Annotated in this window: 11 protein-coding genes and 3 pseudogenes; 1 reads left to right on the plus strand and 13 read right to left on the minus strand. The window is 33.6% G+C overall.

Annotated features, from left to right (window positions below; translation table 11 throughout):
* Positions 1 to 20 precede the first annotated feature (20 nt).
* The 5 genes from JOD29_RS05115 to JOD29_RS05135 form a co-directional block, all read right to left on the minus strand.
* Positions 21 to 2,093, minus strand: coding sequence for an EAL domain-containing protein (locus tag JOD29_RS05115; RefSeq protein ID WP_205101637.1), 2,073 nt, complete (start codon positions 2,091 to 2,093; stop codon positions 21 to 23).
* 229 nt (positions 2,094 to 2,322) lie between these two features.
* Positions 2,323 to 5,277: an EAL domain-containing protein gene (locus JOD29_RS05120; protein WP_124762746.1), complete on the minus strand. Its 2,955-nt coding sequence runs from the start codon at positions 5,275 to 5,277 to the stop codon at positions 2,323 to 2,325.
* 35 nt (positions 5,278 to 5,312) lie between these two features.
* On the minus strand, positions 5,313 to 8,087 hold the full coding sequence (locus JOD29_RS05125; protein ID WP_239585579.1) for a PAS domain S-box protein: 2,775 nt from the start codon (positions 8,085 to 8,087) through the stop codon (positions 5,313 to 5,315).
* A gap of 458 nt (positions 8,088 to 8,545) precedes the next feature.
* Complete coding sequence (locus JOD29_RS05130; protein WP_124762742.1) at positions 8,546 to 9,703, minus strand: Ger(x)C family spore germination protein; 1,158 nt, start codon at positions 9,701 to 9,703, stop codon at positions 8,546 to 8,548.
* Positions 9,700 to 11,187: a spore germination protein gene (locus JOD29_RS05135; protein WP_124763228.1), complete on the minus strand. Its 1,488-nt coding sequence runs from the start codon at positions 11,185 to 11,187 to the stop codon at positions 9,700 to 9,702. Before JOD29_RS05135 ends, JOD29_RS05130 begins: the two co-directional genes overlap by 4 nt.
* Between JOD29_RS05135 and JOD29_RS20715 the strand changes: the two genes are divergently transcribed.
* Complete coding sequence (locus JOD29_RS20715; protein ID WP_338088282.1) at positions 11,187 to 12,053, plus strand: hypothetical protein; 867 nt, start codon at positions 11,187 to 11,189, stop codon at positions 12,051 to 12,053. The genes JOD29_RS05135 and JOD29_RS20715 overlap by 1 nt on opposite strands.
* 48 nt (positions 12,054 to 12,101) lie before the next feature.
* On the opposite strand, the pseudogene JOD29_RS20720 reads toward JOD29_RS20715, so the two are convergent.
* The 8 genes and pseudogenes from JOD29_RS20720 to JOD29_RS05175 form a co-directional block, all read right to left on the minus strand.
* Positions 12,102 to 13,136, minus strand: a pseudogene (locus JOD29_RS20720) (endospore germination permease); the annotation flags it as partial.
* A 108-nt stretch (positions 13,137 to 13,244) separates the two neighbouring features.
* On the minus strand, positions 13,245 to 14,147 hold the full coding sequence (locus JOD29_RS05145; protein ID WP_124762740.1) for an alpha/beta hydrolase: 903 nt from the start codon (positions 14,145 to 14,147) through the stop codon (positions 13,245 to 13,247).
* Between the two features lie 122 nt (positions 14,148 to 14,269).
* A complete protein-coding gene (locus JOD29_RS05150) occupies positions 14,270 to 15,487 on the minus strand; it encodes a CapA family protein (RefSeq protein ID WP_124762738.1) in 1,218 nt (405 codons plus the stop codon).
* A gap of 205 nt (positions 15,488 to 15,692) precedes the next feature.
* On the minus strand, positions 15,693 to 17,093 hold the full coding sequence (locus JOD29_RS05155) for an S-layer homology domain-containing protein (protein WP_124762736.1): 1,401 nt from the start codon (positions 17,091 to 17,093) through the stop codon (positions 15,693 to 15,695).
* A gap of 123 nt (positions 17,094 to 17,216) precedes the next feature.
* The gene (locus tag JOD29_RS05160; protein ID WP_124762734.1) at positions 17,217 to 17,834 is read right to left on the minus strand and encodes a TetR/AcrR family transcriptional regulator; all 618 of its coding nucleotides are present in this window, start codon (positions 17,832 to 17,834) and stop codon (positions 17,217 to 17,219) included.
* 375 nt (positions 17,835 to 18,209) lie between these two features.
* Positions 18,210 to 18,457, minus strand: a pseudogene (locus JOD29_RS05165) (DUF6985 domain-containing protein); the annotation flags it as partial.
* Positions 18,458 to 18,976: 519 nt separating this feature from the next.
* A complete protein-coding gene (locus JOD29_RS05170) occupies positions 18,977 to 19,414 on the minus strand; it encodes an SMI1/KNR4 family protein (protein WP_124762732.1) in 438 nt (145 codons plus the stop codon).
* A 9-nt stretch (positions 19,415 to 19,423) separates the two neighbouring features.
* A pseudogene (locus JOD29_RS05175) lies at positions 19,424 to 19,609 on the minus strand (transposase); the annotation flags it as partial.
* Positions 19,610 to 19,622 lie beyond the last annotated feature (13 nt).

Genomic DNA, 19,622 nt, shown 5'->3' on the forward strand with positions numbered 1-19,622 from the left:
TTATTGATTCATTTCATCATCTAATTCTTAATGCTTTCTTGATGAATACATGTTTCATATACAAGAGCAATTGCATGAACCCGGTCAGAGACGTTTAGCTTTGATAGTATATTGGTAATATGATTTTTCACTGTATGTTCACTTATGACTAAGTGCTCAGAAATCTCTTTATTACTTAAACCATCTACGATTAATCTAAAGACATCTAACTCTCGATTTGAAAGTGAATTTTCTATTTTTATTTGGTTAATTGCATGTTTTAAAATATCTTTATTTACCCCGATTTCTACATCAGGTTTTGGTTTGCTTGTGTGTTCAACTGCAGCGTTCGTTTTTGGTTGCTCCGCCGCTCTTTGTTCCCCATAAGCTGATAAGAATTTTATGAAATCTTCAGGTTTTAACGGCTTACTATAAATATAGCCTTGTACCTCATTACATTGGAATTCTGTTAAAAGTTTTAGTTGATCGAGTCTTTCAACACCTTCTGCAATGACCTTCATGTTCAATTGTCGTGCCAGCCAAATAATTGACTCAACTATGACTCGACTATTGTTTTCGTTACTCGCCAAATCTTGAATAAATGAATGGTCAATCTTAATCGTATCGAATGGGAATTTTTTTAAATAAGTTAATGATGAATAACCTGTTCCGTAATCATCAAGGCTAATCATGATTCCCATTTGCCGTATTTGAGTTAATGTTTGAGAAACAATGGCTTCATTCCCTAAAATGGCAGTTTCCGTAATTTCAATTTCAATTAGTTCAGGGGCTATTCGAGCATCGTGTAAAATTGTTTGAATTTGGTCAATAAAATTCCGTTGTACGAAATGCTGAGCTGAGAAATTAATGGCGATTCGCATTGAGGGCAAGCCCAACTCTTTCCAACGATTGATTTGCTCGCAAACGCTTTTAAGAACCCATTCGTCGATTTCAAGAATAAGGCCCATTTCTTCAGCAATCGGAATAAATTCCTCAGGTGAAACTGGTCCCCATTCTGGATGGTTCCAACGTAATAATGCTTCGGCACTCATGACTTTACCACTTTCAATATGTACCCTCGGTTGATAAACAAGTGAAAATTCGTTTCTTGCGATGGCTTTCCTCAAATCATTTTGCATGAGGAATGTGCGGTAGGATTGGATGTTCATGCCCGTATGGAACACTTTATATTTGTTTTTCCCTTGTTCTTTCGCACGGTAAAGTGCAGCATCTGCATTTTTAATAATCGTATTAGAATCATCGCCATCATATGGGAAGACGGCTAATCCAATGCTCGTCGTAATATAAAATTCGTACTGATTAATAAGAAATGGTGCTTTAAATGCATGTAAGATGTTCTCCGCAACTTCTAAAGAACCCTCTCGGTCAGTATTAGGTAATAAAATGATAAACTCATCCCCACCTGCGCGGGCTACAAAGTCACCTTCTCGAACGATTGATGATAATCTTTTTGATACTTCTATTAGTATACGGTCTCCCATTAAATGACCAAGTGAATCATTGACATATTTAAATCGGTCTAAGTCGATGAAAAGAATACCGAGTGATTTATTTGCAGCTTTTGCTCTATGGATATTGGTAACTAACTGTTCATTTAGCATCCTACGGTTTGGTAAGCCCGTTAACCCATCATGAAAGGCCATATGTTCGATTACCTTATTTTTTTCTTCAAGAGCATTTGTTTGTGCTTGTAACTGTTGACGTAACCGATACATTTCTACAAATCTTTCAACCTTTGATTTTAAGATCATCGGGTCAAAAGGCTTTAAAATATAATCAATTGCCCCAACAGAATACCCCATGAAAATATGCTCTGAATCCATATTATTTGCAGTAATAAATAGAATCGGGATATTTTTTGTTTTCTCTCGTGCCTTAATAATTTTGGCCGTACTAAAGCCATCCATTCCTGGCATTTGAACGTCTAATAAAATGACAGCAAAATCATATTTTAATAAATGTTTAAGCGCTTCTTCCCCAGATTGAGCTTTAATTAAATGATATTCTTCTCTTTCGATAATCGCTTCTAACGCAAGTAAATTTTCGGGTCGATCATCGACTAAAAGAATATTTACCTTCCCCTCATTTTCCATCAAAAAGCTCTCCATCCTTTATGTAAAAATATTATTTTAACGTTCTATAATAATACCATACTCAATTTTCAATGAGGAGTAATTTAGTAATATTTACACCAAGGTAAATTTTAACGGAAATGAGTACAAAGTATCATAACTGTTTCATTAGAAAGATAGATTCATATGAAATTTCTGATTGCGAACTATTTTTTTATCACAATCAGAAATTAACTGACTTACTAGTGAGCTATGCGATACGATTCGCCTTTCTTAAATAGCAGAACTTATCGTCTTGAATAAAACTGCATCCTGGTATATATGCATTTTTTTTCAGTTGGAGTGTTAATTGATTCAGAATTTTTATAAGTTCATCTCGTTCCTTTTCAGTAATGATAAATTGCACACCATATTGGAAGAATCCATCTTTCACTTCTTGTTTCCAAACGACATGACCATTCATAGTAATCTGCTTTTCCAAGATTGTTGTTTCAAATTGATAGATGATATCCGGTCTTACAGGTAACTGAATTGTAGAGAGGAATCTTAACCCTCCAGCACTTATATTTTCAATCACTACTTCTGTCTTCCCTAAGTTTACGTTTTTCCCTTGAAATGAAGTTAATGTCATATCGGAGCTTAAAGGAAATAGTAAATCAACTCTGTAAAATTCTCTTCGGTCTTCCATTGCAACATGTCCACTGAAGTGTGCTGGTTTAAGAATCACTCTTTTTAACATAACCTCTAGTTTTTCGACGGGCACTGGTTCACTAAATAAATAACCTTGAATTTCACTGCATTCTTGATTCCTTAAAAATTCAAACTGCTCGATTGTTTCTACACCTTCTGCAACGACAGTCATCTCTAATCCTTTTCCCATAAAAATGAGTGACTTGATAATCATTTCAATATTTGGTTCAGATATACGTTGAATAAATGATTTATCAATTTTGATCGTATCAATTGAAAAGTCTTTCAGGTGAGTTAAAGATGAATAGCCAGTCCCAAAATCATCAAATGCTAATTTAACGCCTAACTCTTTTAAGTATTGAAAAGCAAATTCTACTTCTTTTTCATAATGTAATAAAGTTGTTTCGGTAATTTCAAATTCCAATAAAGAAGGATCTATATCATAGGTATTGAGTGAATTAAGTAGTACTGGAAGCCAATCACTTTTTAAAAATCTTTGAGACGTCACATTGATTGAAATTGGAACAACATGAAGTTTTTCACTTTTCCATTTTGCTATCGTTTTACAAACATTTTCTAAAACCCAATTACTAATTTCATTTATGAAACCACTTTCTTCCGCTATCGGAATAAATTCCCCTGGTGATACAAGACCCCATACAGGGTGCTGCCAACGAATTAATGCTTCTGCACCGACAATTCTGCCCGTACTTGTTTCCACACGTGGTTGGAAATAAAGGATCAGTTCATTATTTTCGATTGATTTGCGTAGATCTCTTTCTAATTCATAATGCTTAAATGAATTAATACTAATCGTTGGCGAGTATATATGGTACGTATTTTTTCCAAGGGCTTCTGCACGTTTTAAAGCAGTATTTGTATTATGAAGCAGTTCTTCACGAGTACCGCCATTCGAAGGGTAATTGCTAATACCAATACTCACATTAAGATACAATTCATAGCCATCGACTATTAAAGATTCTTGGAAACTATCAATCATTGATTTGGCAAGAATTTCAGCAAAATTGGTTTCGTTGGTGTTCGGTAAAATCAGTCCGAATTTACCTCCACTTATTCTTGCAAAGTAATAGGTTCCATTAATCAATGAATCAATTCGATTAGAGAAATGTTGTAATAATTGATCGCCTATTATGTGACCTAGTGAGGAATTGATATTTCTAAATCGGTCTATTTGGATATACAAAATGGAAAATGGTTTGCTTACTTCAATTAATGAATCAATTTTTTCAATGAAGCTTGAACGATTCGGTAATCCAGTTATTGCATCATAATATGCTAAACGGTTAATCTTTTCCTCATATTGTTTTTTTTCTGTTATATTTGTGAGAATTCCATCTGTTCGAATTAATTTCCCTTGATGATCGAAAACACTCACTGTTTTATCTTGTACCCAAATAATATCGCCATTTTGGTGAAAAATACGATATTCAATATTAAAGCTTTTTCCTTCAAGTATTTTTGAATATTGTTGTTGGTAATATTCGTGATCATCAGGGTGAATCAATTGATCCCATGCTTCTCTTTCATAGAATCCCTCAGCTGGTAATCCAGTAATTTCGGTAATACCGGGTGAAACAAAAATCACCTTGTTGTTTACAACATCAACTGAACGAATTCCAAGGGGTAAATTATCATAGATATGATTGATTCTCGATTCCGTTTCACGGAGCTTTTTTTCTGCTAATTTTCTTTTAGTTATATCTTGTGTGTTTCCGATTAGTCGGACTGCTCGACCAAACTCATCAAGAACAACTTCTACATTTTCAGATACATATATTACAGAATTGTCTTCACGTAAGATTCGAAATTCAATATCATAGCTTTTACCAAATTGAATGGATTGATTGAGTAATTTACGATAACGTTTTTGATCTTCTGGATGAACATACTTTAACCCTTCGGTAAGTTTTAATGAGTACGACGCATTACTATTTCTTCCAGTTAATTCATAAAGTTGCTTTGACCAATAGATGGAATCGCTTTCGATATCGTAATCCCATGAACCAATCTTTCCGCTCTTTTGCGCCATTTCAAATTTGTTTACAATTTCTTGCATTTTTTCTTCATGCTTTTTATGCTTCGTAACATCCAATGCAATTCCATAGACAGCTAATGTTTCCATCTCTTCACTTAATAAAGGAACAAGTGTGAAATCAAGATGAATTAAACTTCCGTTAGATAGATAAACTGAATCCTTAAAATTTTGAGCTTGTCCCTTTAAAGCCATTTTAAAATGGGAATTAAATGTCGATTGTTTCATTGTGTTTGAAAATTCCGAGACAACTTTACTTTCATTAAATTGAAAAGTACGGATCAAGGATGGATTAAATAAACATAATTGACCGTTTAAATTTAATGTAAATACAGCTTCAGGATGTGGATGAAATAAAGTTGAGAAAATGGACTTATTTATAAAGGTATGACTTTTGAGAGAAGGAATGGAAGACTGTCCATTCTCTTCTCTTTTTGACTTTGGAAAAAATAAAAAGCTCATTGTAATCCCCCCCAAGAATTTCTTTTTTCTTCTTGTTACATCGTGAAAGTATTTCCTCCGCGGTCTTTTGATTTATAGAGATTTTCATCTGCTATTTTAAACAGTTCTTCAACGTTCGTTGTCGGTGACAGATAAGTTGCAACTCCAATACTTGCTGTAAGTCTTATTTCATGACCTTTTATATACATTGGCTCTTGCATCACATTTACTAATCTTTTGGCGATGTCGCTGATAACTAAAGAATTTAGAGCCTCGGGTATGATAACCGTGAACTCATCTCCCCCTACCCTACTTACGGTATCTTTTTCTCTTAATGAGGATTGAATTCTCCGAGCAAATTCCTTAATGACTTCATCTCCCATATCGTGACCAAGTGTATCGTTAATTGTTTTAAACTTATCGCAATCAACTACCATTAAGGCTGTTAATTTTCCTGTTTGGTTACTCATCATCATCGCTTGTTCGAGTCGTTGATTGAACATCCGTCGGTTTGGTAGTCCAGTTAAATAATCGTAATAAGCCATTTTTTTTAGCTTTGTTTCTTTTTGTGTTATTTCAGTTATGTCATCTGATATGACAATGATTTTTTCAATTTCTCCCTCTTCTGTTATAAGTGGGATGAAACGTGTGTTAAGTAATATAGAATAACCATCCTGATGTAGATGTTGAATAACAACATCTTTAGATTGTTTAGACAGTTTAATTTCTTCTAATATTTCCATAGCCTTTTTGGTGTCATCTGGATGAATGGTCGAACTAATTGATTGACCAATGACATCACGAATTTTGTAGCCCAATGTGACTTCCATCGATGGTGACGCATAGATGATTTTCCCTTTGTGGTTAAGGAATTTAATAATACTCCTTGAATTCTCAACGATCAGACGGAAGCGTTCTTCACTTTCCCGTAATGTTTTTTCTGCTCGCTGCTTTTGAGTAACATTGCGGAGCATGACAACAACAAAATCTTGTCCCTTTTCCCTAAATGTTGCAGTAGTTGTTTCTAGTAATATTTTTTCACCTTCTAAAGTGAGATAAGCTTCAACTGCTAATTCGCCTCTTTTTCCTTTTTCAAGGGCATCTTTTACCCGTTCAATTACTTGTCTTTTATAATCTGGATGAACAAAATCTATCACTGGTTTTCCAACAATTTGATTGGCCGCTTTTGCTTTTACTAATTCAAGTCCTGCCTGATTGATATACGTAATGATTTTTCCATTATGAATAATGAGCGGATCTGGTGAAGCTTCTAAAATTTTTCGATTTCTTTCTTCACTTTCAGTCAGCTCATTAAAAACTTTCTTTTCCTTTGTAATGTCCTTATATGTTGCAATCGCAAGTATTTCACCACGATCACTTGGTCGATAAGTTGCCAAAACATCTATAATTGAACCGTCTTTTCGCTTACGTTTAGTTTCAAATTGTAGAATCTGTTTCTTTTCTTTTAAGTAAGTTAAAAGCTCGTATTTTTGAGTGATTTGACTATCTAGATAAAAATCATTCAGAGTCATATTTTTCACTTCTTTTGAAATCGAGAACATTTCAACAAATGCTGGGTTCGCTTTTATTATTGAACCGTTTTGTGAAAGCATAAAGATAGCATACGTTGAGTAATCCCAAACAAGTTCTAACTCTTCTTTTATCTCATTTATTTCCATTGAAGCTTTCTTTTGTACTGTAATGTCACGCAAAATACTTGAAAAGGCAACTACTTCGTTGAATTCATTATAAATTGGAGATAATGTCACGCTTAAATCTAAAATTTCTCCCGACTTTGTTTGGCGTTGAACATGAATGTTTTGCACCTTTTTTCCTTGTTTAACTAATTGCATCAGTTCGTTTGTTTCTTCTTTCAACCAATCCGGGACAATTGGACTCATTTGATTGATCAGTTCCTCTTTTGTAAAGCCGAACATTGAAAGAAATGCTTCATTTACAAACTGAATACGACCGTGCACATTACTTAAGGAAATCGCATCAAAACTGTCATCTAAAAATGATTCAAATTGTTGCTTAATTTTATTAAGTTCTTCTAGTGTCGCTCTTTCTTTTGTAATATCTTTTGCAATACCATATATTCCGATAATCTCTCCATCAATCTCAATGGGAATATTTTTCACTTCAACAATAACTTCCTGTCCATTTTTGTGATACGCAACTGTCTCATACTTGACGTTATCTTTATCAATGGCTCTTTGAAAGTATTCATTTACCCGACTTAACTCTTTTTTAGGTATTAACTGATCAAAATGTGTTCCAACTAGTTCAAAGGGTGTGTAGCCGATTACTTGTTGCAATGCGTCATTTCCTTCTAAAAAATAGCCTTCAGTATCGAGCATATAGACGGCATCCGAATTATTATCCAGTAAAGAGGTTAAGCGTTTTTCGCTCTTTTCAAATAGTCGCTTAGATTTTTGAAGTTCTTGCATTTTTTTGCTACGATCCGTCACATCACGAACAACTGCTATAATATATTGTTGATGGTCGTTCATCATCGGCGTTAGTACTGTTTCGTAGATGGAATCCTCTCCATCTAACTCAGAAGTATCTTCAAAACGAACAACTTTTTTAAATTTTGCAGCTTTTAAATATTGTCGGTGAAGAAAATCTGCTTTATCTTTCGTTAGAACGTCGTGGAATGTTTTACCGACTATTTCAACATCCGCGTTTAAATGTGAAGCGCCTAAGCTATTTGTAAACAGATATGTGAACGTCTTTTCTTTGACTTCAATGATATAAATAATATCTTGTAAGGATTGTATAGCATCTATAAGAATTTGGAAGAATTGTGAATCCCTTTGATTATGCATTTGGGTCAACATGCAACCTCCGTTCAATCTGATCTTGTCGATTTTAAATCTATTTCTGTCATAATTAATTATGTAATAATTGTCAGAACACTTATATCACCTATCCTTCTCATTTATGTAGGAATACATTCCTATTTAGGAGTTTTTTATGGTTATCGAACTAGGAGTTGAAATATGATTTGAAATAAAAAGAGCAATTTATGAGAAGATTTTGGAGTGGCAGTAGTAAGTTATTCGGTTTCTGCGCTCGGGTGCACAATTTATGAACAACTTTTGGAGGGGGATAAATAAGTATAACTTTTACATGAGCAGCATTTTGGGTGGGGGTTATGAGCAAGGTTCTCCGATATTTGAGCACCTTTTGAGGTTGAACAGGTGCCCTTTAATAATCAATTTTTCTTAAAAAGAAAAAACACAAACCTTAACAAGTCTGTGTTTTTGTTTGTATAATAATGCGATTATTTAGTGATTGTTTCTTCCAATTCTTTACGACCCGAGCTGATTTTTTCTAAAGTAAAATGAATTTGTATAGAATCTTCGTTTAATGGAATTTTGCCATCTTGATTTAATTGTTTCCAAAGTTTTACGTTTTTTCTATATAATTTTTCTGATAATCGGTAAACATCCACATCCAACTCTAAACCAGCTTTATACGTTTCATTAATTTCTTTCTTTACTTGTTTTGCAATTACTTTTTTAATTTCTCGTTTTGTTATGTTACCTTGAAGGTCGTCTACTTTTCCGGAGGCTTTTACTATAATGTCAAATTTGACGTTATTGCCATTGATGATAGGTTTAATTTTAGTGCTAATATGACGTAACGAAACAGAAATATAATCATTCTCTTCACTATCTATATTTATGTTTGTTGTTATATTTGTTCTTATTGTTTTTTTGGACAACCATTGCAATCCGTTTGCTTGATCGCCTTTTATAAATCCTTTAAATTCTGACGGTGTTACGACAGCAAAGCCATCAAATTCTGTAATACTATCTGGACCTTGTGTTGTTTCCCATTTTTTCGTTAGTTTCACATAGGGAATATTGGCATTATAACTGGGTTCTTGTAATCGAGTGATTACTTTACGTATACTCGTAAGTTCAATATAAGAATCTTGTTCAAACGTATTGAGGGGATCCCCTAATTTTGTAAGTGTAATCGCTCTTTCAAGTTGTGGGGTAGTTAATAGTAATTCTCTCAAATCACCATCAGTTGCATAAATCCAAGAATTATATCTTATTTCCGTTATTCGAGTAAAAGTATCAATAACCGAATTGAGATGCCCATTCTTCATTGCGTTTTCGCTTAAAAGAATAAAAGAAAAATGACCCCAATAAATTTCTGAATCCACCGAATTGTAAAGATTGAAAACCGCTTCATGAATATCTTTTCCTGTTCCATACCCTATTTCCGATTGTCTAACATCCTGATTTACTTGTTCAGATTTTGCAACGTTTGCAAAACTTATTAATTGAACATAAACTTCATATTTCCCCTCATTATAATCAATTCCCATACCAAAAGCGTAATACATCCTCTCAGGTTGCTTAGAATCCCAGCATCCAGATATGAAAATCGTGAAAATTAACAAGTATATTAACTTATTTTTTTTCATTTCAACTCCCTCATTGCTTTACGAGATTCATCTTGAGGATCTAGCATATTGGGCCTTTGTTGATAATGATTTTTACCTGGTCTAAATAATGTTTTTTTAATCGTTTCCCAGCTTAGGTCAGCGGATATGTTTAAATATGGTACGCCAAAAATTCTCGTATTCCCAATATAAAGTATTAATAAATAGAGGGAGATGAAGAACCCAAATAAACCAAAGAAAGATGTAAAAATAATCATGAAAATCCGAATAATACTTAAAGTCGTTAAGAGTGATTTATTCGGAAGCGTGAATGTTGCAATCGTAGAAACAGCGATCACCACGAGCATAGCGGGACTTGTAATTCCGGCTCTTATTGCTGCGTCTCCAATAATTAAACCTCCAACTACACTTACAGTTCCCCCAATGGCTTGTGGCAACCGTAATCCAGCCTCCCGAAGAAGTTCAAACAATATGATTAAAAGAATCATTTCTAATGGTGCAGGTAATGGTAATCCCCTATTTGCAATAATAACAGTAGCTAATAGTGCTAGAGGCATTTGATCTTGATGAAAATATATCAAAGCAATCCAAAATGCTGGAAACGCGATGCCCAAAACAATTCCAACTAAGTGTAAAAATCTTTCAAATGTACTAAAAGGAATGGTGTTTTCAAAGTCCTCTGATGATTTTAATAAAAAGGATAAATTAGTAGGTGTGATTACCCCGTACGATACCCCGTCAACTAATATAGTAAATCTTCCTCTAATTAAGGATTGAACAACAAAATCTGGTCGTCCAGTCGTATTAAATGCAGGAAGAAACCAATTCTTTTTATTGACAAATTCCATTAGGGATTGGCCACTTAACATAACATCATTATCTATATTATTTAATTGTTTTTTGATTTCAGTTAAGATGTCTTTATTTACAGTATCATCTAAATAAAGAATCGCAATGTTGGTTTTAGAACGTCTTCCTACTTCCATTTTTTCAATACATAAAGAATTAGTAGGTAATCGTTTCCGTATTAATGCAATATTAGTTGAAAGATCTTCAATGAAATTATCTCTCGGCCCCTGTATAATCACTTCCATATTTGTTTCTTCAGGGTTTCGATTTGGTTTATGAGCAATATTACTAGCATACAATACTTGTTCCTCTTCAAAATACAGCAGAACATTTCCACTATAAACTAGAGTCATTGCCTCATTTAAATCTGCAACTAGTTTTAAACCAGGTAATATTAGATCGTCAAAATTTATATTATTTTGTCCAATGATCATCTCAGCGTTTGGTAAATAGATCTTCTTCTTTTCACTTTTAGATTCTTTTTGCTTTTTTAAGAATTGTTCAATTTGTGGAATGACCATGCTATATAACATTTGCTGATCAACCATTGCATCACAAGTAATAAATAAAACCTTAGCAGGATTAAATGTATATTCTTGAAAAACGATATCTGCAGAGTTTGCAAATAATTTTTCTAGAGTATTTTGATTTATTATTGATTGTTGTTGGTTTGGTTGTTGTTGGCCTGGTTGTTGGTATTGCGGTTGTTGATTTGGTTGTTGTTGCTGTTGGTTTGGTTGTTGGTATTGCTGTTGTTGGCCTGGTTGCTGCTGTTGATTTGGTTGTTGTTGTTGAAATTGTTGTTGCTGTTGGCTTGGTTGTTGCTGTTGATATTGCTGTTGATTTGGTTGTTGTTGAAATTGTTGCTGCTGGTTTGGTTGTTGGTATTGCTGTTGTTGGTCTGGTTGCTGCTGTTGAAATTGTTGTTGATTTGGTTGCTGTTGAAATTGTTGTTGGCTTGGTTGCTGTTGTTCATAATGTTGTTGAATTTGTTGTAGTTGATGTTGCTTCCTTGATTGTTGCTGCTGAAATTGCTGTTGTTGATTTGATTGTTCATATTGCTGCTGTTGTTGTTGTTTATATTGCTGAAATTGTTGTTGTTTATATTGCTGAAATTGTTGCTGTTGGTGCCCAAACTGTTGAAATTGTTGTTGTTGACTTGGTTGTTGCCCATATTGCTGTTGTTGACTTGGTTGTTGCCCATATTGCTGTTGTTGTTGACTTGGTTGTTGCCCATATTGTTGTTGATGTTGAATGGATTGTTGCCCATATTGTTGTTGTTGAATTGGTTGTTGCCCATATTGTTGTTGTTGAATTGGTTGTTGCCCATATTGTTGTTGTTGAATTGGTTGTTGCCCATATTGTTGTTGCTGTTGAATGGATTGTTGCCCATATTGCTGTTGTTGTTGATTTGGTTGTTCCCCATATTGTTGTTGAAATTGCTGTTGCCCGAATTGTTGTTGCTGTTTTGAGTCCAATCGATCTCACTGCCTTCTGTTATAATTGGATTAGATGTTTGTGAATGTTGGACATTACTTCCGTTTTTCTTTCCAGACTTCATCGTTGCCAATGCAATAATTATGGATAAAAGTACACAAAATATAAAAGTACTGATTAAAAATTCGTTTTCGTTAATTTGTAAAAAGTAACTGTCATCGAATAAAAAAAATATTAGATTTAAAATAAAAAATGGTGGTACCAAATAAGTCCAAATTCGATTTTTATCTCCAGCTATATTTAATATGTCCGCCACGATGAATAATATTATTCCTACACGAATAAAAGTTCCCGTTAACCACTGATAAACAGAGAAAAAGTCAAGATGTTCTACAAATCGACCTAATGATGCCATTGCCCATTCTTCGTAAGCTGGATATCTTAGTTGAGATGCTTCCTCTGGCCCATAAATTGAAATGGCCCCGATTAATGGCCCCATTGTTAGCCCTACTAAGATAAAGAGCATAATTGTAAGATGATACCATTTCAGTCGCTCTTTAAAATGATGCTGAATAAATAATAAGAATATTAACTCTGCAAACCCACCCGCAGGAAATAATGATGCTTTCAAGGCAGGACCAAAACCATATTCAAACATTGGAAGTAACATTGTATATTCTTTGTATTGAAGGTTTGTAAATGCTACAAAAAATCCAAATATTACAACGAAAAATAGAACAAATGCATTTACGATGACGATGGTTTGAATATCAGTAATGATAAATAAAGCTATTAAAATGATATAAATAGATAAAATAAGAATGCTCGGTGTCTCAGATAACCAGGAAACACTAATCCATAGAATGGTTTCGTGTAAAGTAAATAGTGCAAGTAGTAGTAAATAAACTGCAGTCACATAAAGAACAATGGAAGAACCCCATTTGCCTAGCTTTTCTCTTAACCAAGTTTTTATCGGTTGCTGATTTGATTTTTTATGAATATATAAAACTAAAAATAACCAAGGGAAAATGTAAATAGCAGCAAAAAGTACGGATGCCCAACCATCTCTATGTGCCACGTCCAATATTCCCGGTATGATTGTTACATGATTTTTCAAGCCAATCACTGTCATAATAAGAAAAATGACATGTAAAATACTAATTTTCATATGATTTACCTACTAACATATCTAGATTATTTTTATCGTTGACATTTAATTGAGGAAATATAAGTGGATAAAAGAAAAAAGTGCCATCTTTGGCACTTTTTAAGTTGCTTATTCATTTGCTAAAAATTCTGCTGTGAGTTCATGACCGCGCATATAATCCGGTGAACCAGGAAAACTTTGCATAAAACCATGAATATTACCGTCAAAGCGAACTAATTTCACCTCCGCTCCCGCTTCTTTTAATGTATCTGCAAACAATTCCCCTTCATCGCATAATGGGTCATACTCAGCTGTGAATATTAAGGTTTTTGGCATTTTCGCTATATCCGTTTGCTTCATATTTAATGGAGAAATGTTTAGATGTTCTTTTTGTTCATCATGTATGAGGTGTGTATGATGAGTGGCCAGATCGACACCATATTTGGCATTATACATTTTGCGGGATAAATACGGGCTGTCTTGTATCTCTTCGCTTAAATCAATAATTGGATAATGTAGGACTTGTTTGGTTAAATTAAAATCACCAGTGATTAATGACTTTAACGTAATAACCGAAGCAAAATAGGCACCTATACTTGCACCGCCTAATGAAATGTCATCTGAACGACCACCGTAATTTGGTGCATGTTGAATGATCCAATTCACTGAAGTATAACAATCCTGAATCGTATCAGAAATTTTTTTATTACCTAGTTCATAATCGACAGTAATTACTTTAGATCCGCATAAAGAACTAATTAAACGACTAGATACATCGTGACTTTCAAAACCATTGTTCGAATATCCACCAGCGTGAAGATAAATAAAAATTGGATAATAATGCTCAAGCTCATGTTCTTCTAGAATTGGTGTATATATACGAATTGGAATGTTTGTTTCACCATCTTTAGCTGCAACTTTTTCTACCTTGTACATTTTCGGCCGTTTAATAATTGGTTGATTTTGAACTCCTTTTATCCGTGCTTCTGGATATTTGGTGAAGTACTCTTGTATATACGTATGTAGCGGCATTAATAACCCTCCTTTATCTGTATTTTTCGTGTGTAACTTATAGGTTGCCCGATAAGGAGTACACTATAAGGAACGAAAAAAACCATTAGTCCCGATAACTGACTATGGCTTTGATAAATGGTTTAATATGCGGATGTTGGTACATTTTCTTGAAATTGTTCTTCAATAAACTGAAGTTCTGGGACATACTGTGACATGTGACTCTTGATTTTTTCGTAAACTGTGTTGGCATTTGCTAAATCTTTATTCGTCGCTTTTTGCAATGGAATGATTTCGTAATTTGACCAATTTCGGAATTTCACAAAAGTTGGAAGCAGTTTCGGATTTGTCAAATTGATTGTCACCGTTTCATTTCCTTCTATATCATAAGAAACTGCTTTGTTAACACGTATTTGAAATATGGCTCCAATTTTTGTATACAACATATCTTGGGCAGATAAAAAATTTCCTAAAGAATGGACAACGAATGTTTTATTGCCCTCTCTGCCTTCATACCATTTCACTGGTTGTAACACATGTGGATGATGAGCGATGACAAGATCCACACCTTGATCTGCTGCAAATTGAGCAACTTGATTTTGATAATCGTTGAAATGTTGTTCGTATTCATTTCCAATATGTAAGTTTAATATGACGACATCTGATATTTCTTTTGCTACTTGAATATCATGTGCCATTTTTTCTTGGTCTATGTAATTCACTAAATATTCTTTTCCTACCGGTGTTTGAAGTCCATTAGTACCGTATGTGTAACCTAAAAATGAAAAGATTATATTGTTTGCAGTGAGCGTTTTAATTTCTCGTGAAGCTTCTTGTGATGGTGACGCACCTATATACGTAATGCCTAAATCATTCCAATAGTTCGTAGCGTTGATAATGGCTTGTTCCCCGCCATCTAATGAATGGTTATTGGCCATATTAACGACATCTACCCCAACTTCCTTTAGCGCATCCCCAATTTCGTATGGACTATTAAAAAGTGGATAACTTGAAAGACCAAGTTCTTGCCCACCAATTATACTTTCAGAGTTTGCAATTGTTAGATCGGTGTTTTCTAAATATGGTTTTACATCTCTAAACATTTTTGTGAAGTCATATTGATCATTTGCAATTTGTGCATCTTCATAAACAGAATTATGTATAAGAATATCTCCAATTGCACTGATTGATGCTGAGTAATATTCGGGTTCTTTCGGTTCTGGAACAATCGGTTCTACATCCACCTGTACCACTTCGTCATTTTTTCCTTGGGATGCTTCTCCTATGATATAGTCTTGAATGTTACAGGCAGTTAAGACTAGCAAAATCATTAATAGTATTAGAAATTGTAATTTTATCATCTTTACCTCCAAACTTTTAACTAATTATTATCATAAATCAAGAAATTCCGACTAACAATATACCAAATTATAACATATTAAATTAAACAAAAAGTTTAAGATTTAATATGAATAGGTTAAATGTAAATAGAATTCTATTTTAAAATTAATAGACCTAAGTTTAGAATTATTATCTAGACTTAGGTCTTGTATTATATTCTTGTTGTTATTTGCTCTTCAAATCTTGAACGCGCCATCCTTGGCCTGGCACAAATCTAAGTTCCCCAACCATTGTTTCAACTTCTTTACTCTCTCCTAGAGGAACTTTTAACTCATATTTCTTAACTGTTGTCGAATTTAGAGTTTGTTTAATTGTAGCCTTATCCCAGTTCAAGATACTTCCACCGTCTGCATTTGGCTGAGCTAGTTTGCCATATCGCGTGATGAAACCTAATTGTTTATAAATTACTGCAACTTTTTCTGGCGTATAGACATTTCCTAAGAAGGCTTCAAACTTCTCTTTTGTTTCTAATGATTCAGCCATATAACGGTATTCAATTCCGTTATGGACAAATGTTGATTCATCTCGTAAACCGTCTCCACCTCTAACAACTGTCCAATATCCTTTTTGTGATTCATTAAATAAAGATTGCGCGTCTTTCGTTGTAAAGGAGATTGAATCATCGCCTTTAAGTTGTGGTTTAACATTGACAGATTGAATTTTATATTGCATATAACCTTCTTTTGTCACTAAAAAATACAGTTCATTATAGCCATTTTTTATTAAACTAGTTTCGTTTCCATTTAATTTAATTGTAAATTTAACACTGAATTCTGTTACACCATTTAAACGGCCTACTTGATTTAATTCATGAACATCAAGATCTTTAACTTTTAAATCTGCAAAGCCAAAATCTTTAGTTGATGTAAATAATGATGAAATGTTCTTAGGATTTTTGATTGTATAATCAAATAATTTTACAACAGGATTTACATTCATTGGGATATTGTATTGGGTTGGTAAAAAGTCATCATTCATCGCGCGTGCAATATATATAGCAAATTCGGCACGCGTCACTTTTTTATTTGGTTTGAATGTTCCATCTGACTCACCACTAATAATTCCATTTTCCGCTAATCTCGTAATAGCCTCATACCATTTCGATGATTTCGGAACATCTTTAAATTCTATATTACCTAAATCTTGAAGTTTATAGGCTTTCACCAAAATGTCTGCCACTTCTTTTCTTGTTAATGGTTCATTTGGCTTGAAATTTTTATCTTTTGAAAAAATCCCTGCATCGACAGCTGCTAAAATTTGTTTATAGGCATAATGTTTTTTATTGACATCTTTAAAACTTAATTTTGTATTGTTTGTTTTTAAATCTAAAGCATTCACAATGATAATGGCTGCTTGCGCCTTTGTAATTGTTTTGTTTGGTTGAAACATTTTAATGTTTTCATCTAATATATCTTGCTCCACTAAGAACTCAATTTCATTTTTTGCCCAGTGCTGTTCACTAATATCCTTAAATGAAGCAGCCGAAGCAGCCGAAGCCATCGAACCTGAAAACAAAAGGACACTCGTCATAGAAGTAGCGACTAGGTATTTTTGAAACTTATTCAACAGAATTCCTCCTAAATTTTCGGAAATTAACTAACCATTCAATAGACGATTCATAATTACGTTTCGTTACATAAATTTAAAATTTTTCCATTTTTAATTTTTATTGTGCCCGATAACTCCTTTTCATTGATGTTGAGACAAGTTCAATAACTTCTCTATTCTTTTGTAAAGAAGGTTCACTTGGTGATTTGCATCAATGGTTTGCGCGCCAAATGCTAAGCTGTGGATTAATATCCCATCCACAGTGGACATCATTATTTTTGAAATGTCTTCAGCTGGTATCGTAGGTTGAAATTCGCCTTGTTCTATTCCCTCTTGAATCAAATTTGAAAGTAACTCTCGTATTTTTTCGTATCGATTTATAAAGAACGCTTTTGCTCTAGGTTCTCTCCAACCCGAAATCCAAAATTCATAAATTGCTGGATAAATACTGTCTTCAATTGTGGGAAATATATCGTAATAACTCTCTAAAAAATCCCTAATGATTTTTGCTTTTGATTGTTGATTTGATCGATTTAAAATGGAATCATCTATTTGTTGATCGAGATACAGGATCAGTGCTTCAAATATTTCGCTTTTATCTTTGAAATATAAATAAATCCATCCACGACTCATCCCGGCCTCTTCGACAATATCTTTCAAAGTGGCTTTTTCATAACCCTTCCGTTTGAATACCTCTAAAGCTGCCATTAAGATTTGCTGTTTTCTTTGTTCTTTATGTTCTTCGCTTAATTTCGGCAATTGGAGAACCTCCCAATAATAAATTACGCATCGTCTAACCTGAGTCCGGATTTTTAATTGCGCTTAGGCCGCGCACGTGTTGCTCAGATAGCGGTTGTTGCATGGATGTGAAGTTCTTAGGCTAACTTCTTATTACAACTGTTTTCTCCTGAATGAGATGAAAATAAAAATAAACCACATGTCATTTATATATAATGACACGCGGTTCATTTTAGAATAGGCGTTAAAAAAATATTTTAAAAGATTAGGCATGATTATTCTTTTATTGCTGTTTCTAAATCTTGAACGACTTTCTCTAACCACTCTAGAGGTGTAAGTCCTAACTCTGGAAAATATAAATCACAACAATCTGCAATAAATTCTTCTATTTCTTCAATAGCCTAATTCCTGTCGCTTTTGAATGTAATAAGTTAGGATAGAATCTACTAAATTTTGTTGTAAATCATTCCAATTTTGTATTAAAGATTGGTATGCAGCATTTTGCCCTTCACCAAACTGACCATCTTCTTCACCATCTATTATTAAATCTATTTCAGTTACATTTCCAAAGAAATCTAAAGTGTCACCTTTGACCAACCATAATCATATTCAAGTTCACCAAAAATTGCATCATTTATTGTCATTTTCTAATCTCCTCGCTTTGGTTTTTGGCAAAGCCCCCAAGTGCAAAAGCTTTGGCAATTACCTCCACTAAATGAGCTTCTGGGAAAGACTGAATCCCCCAGTGGATAAATAGTAGATAAAAAATACCACCTTAAAAGGCTATTGCCGATTGAGGTGGTCAACATTATATTGCCTTTAATATTTCATCTACAGAATTTCCAAACATATTTGGGTCTTCACTTTTAATGTCTCTTAATAAGTTTATGACTGTCGCTTTTGTTTTAATTTCTAGTTTAGATATTACATTTCCATATATTTTTCTTACTTGTTCATGATTTAAAATTCTGTAATGTAAAATTTACTCAGGATATAATTCCCTATTCTTTCTAATAGTATTTAAAAGGCCCTCCCTAATATCAGGTGTATACACACCATCCTTCATGTATATCCTTTTTGCGTCTAATATATCATGAGCAAGGGTATCACGGTAACTGAGATATGCATTGGATAAAACTAATCAAACTCACTTTATTAGTTGTCTAATCCTCAATTAAATCAATATAATATTCGTTATCATTTAGAAACTTTTTAAAGAAATCCTCTAACGAATCGGCAATTTGAATATCGAAATAAAATACCGGATTATTTACTAATTGCAAATCTATTGAAATATATACACCTTCGTTTACTTCAAAAAAAATAAGCTTATTTTGATCATCATAGAGATCATCTAAATCTGGATTGAATTCAAATATACCTTCTCTAAGACTAATGTCTGCTACAGTTCCCGTTCCTAGAATTCTATTAATCGCATTGTCACTTTGAGCTTTAATAAAACCATAACCCACTTCTAGATAGAACTGTTTTAAATCAATTGGAAAACTAATGTTCATCCTTTGCTCAGCTTTTAAAATATCCTCATTCGTTACCTTATGTGTTTTATTTTCATTAAGGTTAATAAAATTGAAATCTGCCATATTTAATATTTACCTCCTTGGAAATAGTTTTCCTGATGGCGCGCCATTTCCATGAATAACCGCTTGGTGTTCATCGGGATATTTTGCTAGATGAATATTCCACCATTCATGAGGCCCACCAAAGTTGTTCTCAATGATGTGATGGGCCTCATAAGGTTGACCAATACTTCGAGCAACTTCACCAATCCTATCAAACTTTACAAATGAA

The sequence above is a fragment of the Lysinibacillus composti genome, assembly GCF_016908465.1.
Classification (GTDB): domain Bacteria; phylum Bacillota; class Bacilli; order Bacillales_A; family Planococcaceae; genus Ureibacillus; species Ureibacillus composti_A.

Bases quoted from the DNA above. Each gene is read 5' to 3' on its own strand.
- JOD29_RS05115 (WP_205101637.1), bottom strand. From the start codon at position 2,093: ATGGAAAATGAGGGGAAGGTAAATATTCTTTTAGTCGATGATCGACCC.
- JOD29_RS05120 (WP_124762746.1), bottom strand. From the start codon at position 5,277: ATGAGCTTTTTATTTTTTCCAAAGTCAAAAAGAGAAGAGAATGGACAG.
- JOD29_RS05125 (WP_239585579.1), bottom strand. From the start codon at position 8,087: ATGCATAATCAAAGGGATTCACAATTCTTCCAAATTCTTATAGATGCT.
- JOD29_RS05130 (WP_124762742.1), bottom strand. From the start codon at position 9,703: ATGAAAAAAAATAAGTTAATATACTTGTTAATTTTCACGATTTTCATA.
- JOD29_RS05145 (WP_124762740.1), bottom strand. From the start codon at position 14,147: ATGCCGCTACATACGTATATACAAGAGTACTTCACCAAATATCCAGAA.
- JOD29_RS05150 (WP_124762738.1), bottom strand. From the start codon at position 15,487: ATGATAAAATTACAATTTCTAATACTATTAATGATTTTGCTAGTCTTA.
- JOD29_RS05170 (WP_124762732.1), bottom strand. From the start codon at position 19,414: ATGGCAGATTTCAATTTTATTAACCTTAATGAAAATAAAACACATAAG.